The 2,568-nt window shown below is 64.7% G+C and carries 2 protein-coding genes; both read right to left on the bottom strand.

Features of this window, described 5'->3' with window-relative positions; genetic code table 11:
• Nucleotides 1-71 precede the first annotated feature (71 nt).
• Nucleotides 72-1,544, bottom strand: a complete 1,473-nt coding sequence (gene atpD / locus ON00_RS06285) for a F0F1 ATP synthase subunit beta (RefSeq protein ID WP_010404115.1) — start codon at nucleotides 1,542-1,544, stop codon at nucleotides 72-74.
• Between the two features lie 19 nt (nucleotides 1,545-1,563).
• Complete coding sequence (locus ON00_RS06280; RefSeq protein ID WP_010404114.1) at nucleotides 1,564-2,445, bottom strand: F0F1 ATP synthase subunit gamma; 882 nt, start codon at nucleotides 2,443-2,445, stop codon at nucleotides 1,564-1,566.
• Nucleotides 2,446-2,568: the final 123 nt, after the last annotated feature.

Raw genomic sequence — 2,568 nt, 5'->3', positions numbered from 1 at the left:
ACTATAGGCCAGCCTGTGTGACTGCCCCTCTCCCCAACCCTCTCCCCGCAAGCGGGGAGAGGGAGTTTTATTTACGCTTCCTGCGCCATCTTTTCGGCCTTGGCGATCGCTTCGTCGATGCCGCCGACCATGTAGAAGGCGCTCTCGGGCAGGTGATCATACTCACCATCGACAACCGCCTTGAACGACTTCACGGTGTCTTCGACCTGCACAAACTTGCCCGGAATGCCGGTGAACACTTCGGCGACGTGGAACGGCTGGCTGAGGAAGCGCTGGATCTTGCGCGCACGGCTGACGATCGACTTATCTTCTTCCGACAGTTCGTCCATGCCCAGAATGGCGATGATGTCCTGCAGCGACTTGTAGCGCTGCAGCGTCTCCTGGACGCGGCGGGCGGTGTCGTAATGCTCCTGGCCGACGATCGCCGGGGTCAGCACGCGGCTGGTCGAGTCGAGCGGATCGACCGCCGGGTAAATGCCCAGCTCCGAAATCGCGCGGTTGAGGTTGGTCGTCGCGTCCAAATGCGCGAACGAGGTGGCCGGCGCCGGATCGGTCAAATCGTCCGCCGGCACGTAGATCGCCTGGACCGAGGTGATCGAGCCCTTGTTGGTCGAGGTGATGCGCTCCTGCAGCGCGCCCATGTCGGTCGACAGCGTCGGTTGATAGCCCACGGCCGACGGGATGCGGCCGAGCAGCGCCGACACTTCCGAACCCGCCTGGGTGAAGCGGAAGATATTGTCGACGAAGAACAGCACGTCCTGCCCTTCGACGTCGCGGAAATATTCGGCGATCGTCAGGCCCGACAGCGCGACGCGGGCGCGGGCGCCTGGCGGCTCGTTCATCTGCCCGAACACGAGCGCGACCTTCGAGCCCTCGGGCGTCGGGTTGCCATCGGCGTCCTTGGCGATGACGCCCGCGTCGAGGAACTCGTGATACAGATCGTTGCCCTCGCGGGTGCGCTCGCCGACGCCGGCGAACACCGAGGTGCCGCCGTGCCCCTTGGCGATGTTGTTGATCAGTTCCTGAATAAGCACGGTCTTGCCGACGCCGGCGCCGCCGAACAGGCCGATCTTGCCGCCCTTTGCGTAAGGCGCGAGCAGATCGATGACCTTGATGCCGGTGACCAGAATCGCGCTCTCGGTCGACTGGTCGACGAAGAGGGGAGCCGGTGCGTGGATCGGCATCGTGTCGGTGTGGCCAACCGGACCACGCTCGTCGATCGGCTCGCCGATCACGTTGAGGATGCGTCCCAGCGTCTGCGGGCCGACGGGCACGCGGATCTGCGAACCGGTGTCGGTGACTTCCTGGCCGCGCGTCAGGCCCTCGGTCGAATCCATCGCGATCGTGCGGACGGTGTTCTCACCCAGATGCTGCGCGACTTCGAGCACCAGGCGGTTGCCGTTGTTCGAGGTTTCCAGCGCGTTCAAAATCGCGGGCAGGCGGTCCTGCTCGAAGGTCACGTCGACGACGGCGCCGATGACCTGCGAGATGCGGCCGACGCTGTTGGTGGTCGCCGGGGCGAGTGTGTCTGGGGCGGTTGCCATGATGCTTTCCTCGTATCGACTACTTGAGCGCTTCGGCGCCGGAGATGATTTCCACCAACTCGGTGGTGATCGCGGCCTGGCGGCTGCGGTTATACTGGATCGTCAGGCGATTGATCATGTCGCCGGCGTTGCGCGTCGCATTGTCCATCGCGGTCATGCGGCTGCCTTGCTCCGACGCTGCGTTTTCGAGCAGCGCACGGAAGATCTGGATCGCGACGTTGCGCGGCAGCAGATCGGCGAGGATCGTTTCCTCGTCTGGCTCATACTCGACCGCGGCACCGCCATCCGCCACAGGAGCGGCGGTGGTGTCGATCGCGACCGGGATGATCTGGCGGCCAACCGGCTCCTGCACCAAAGCCGACTGGAACTTGGCGTAGAACAGGTGCCCGATGTCGAACTCGCCCGCCTCGAACCGCGCGATGACATCGTCGGCAATCGCGCGTGCATCGGCGAAGGCGACGGTCTTGATGTGGCTCATCTCATGGTCGGCGGCGATCTGCGTCGGGAAGAAGCGCTTGATCACGCGCCCCTTCTTGCCCGCCACATAGAATTTCACGGTCTTGCCAGCGGCTTCCAGCTCTTCGGCCTTGCGGCGCGCGGCGCGGACGATGTTCGAGTTGAACGCACCGGCGAGACCCCGCTCGGAGGTGGCGACGATCAGCAGGTGGACCTGATCCTTGCCGGTGCCCGCCAGCAGCTTGGGGCTCGATTCGCTGACCGAAACCTTAGCGGCGAGGCTCGCCATCACCTTTTCGAGCTGCTCGGCATAGGGACGGCCAGCAACCGCGGCCTCCTGCGCACGGCGCAGTTTCGCGGCGGCGACCATCTTCATCGCCTTGGTGATCTTCTGCGTCGACTTCACCGAGCCGATGCGGATCTTGAGGGCCTTGAGGCTTGCCATTGCTTCCCTTCTTCTCCCTCTCCCCGCTGGCGGGGAGAGGGCCGGGGAGAGGGGTAGTACCGGGTGCTAGCCCCTGATTACTGCCCCTCTCCCGACTTCGCTTCGCTCGTCTGCCCTCTCCCC

This window comes from Sphingomonas echinoides ATCC 14820, from assembly GCF_000241465.1.
In the GTDB taxonomy this organism is placed as follows: domain Bacteria; phylum Pseudomonadota; class Alphaproteobacteria; order Sphingomonadales; family Sphingomonadaceae; genus Sphingomonas; species Sphingomonas echinoides.
The sequence above is the reverse complement of the archived record's forward strand: the minus strand, read 5'-3'. Positions and strand labels throughout refer to the sequence as shown.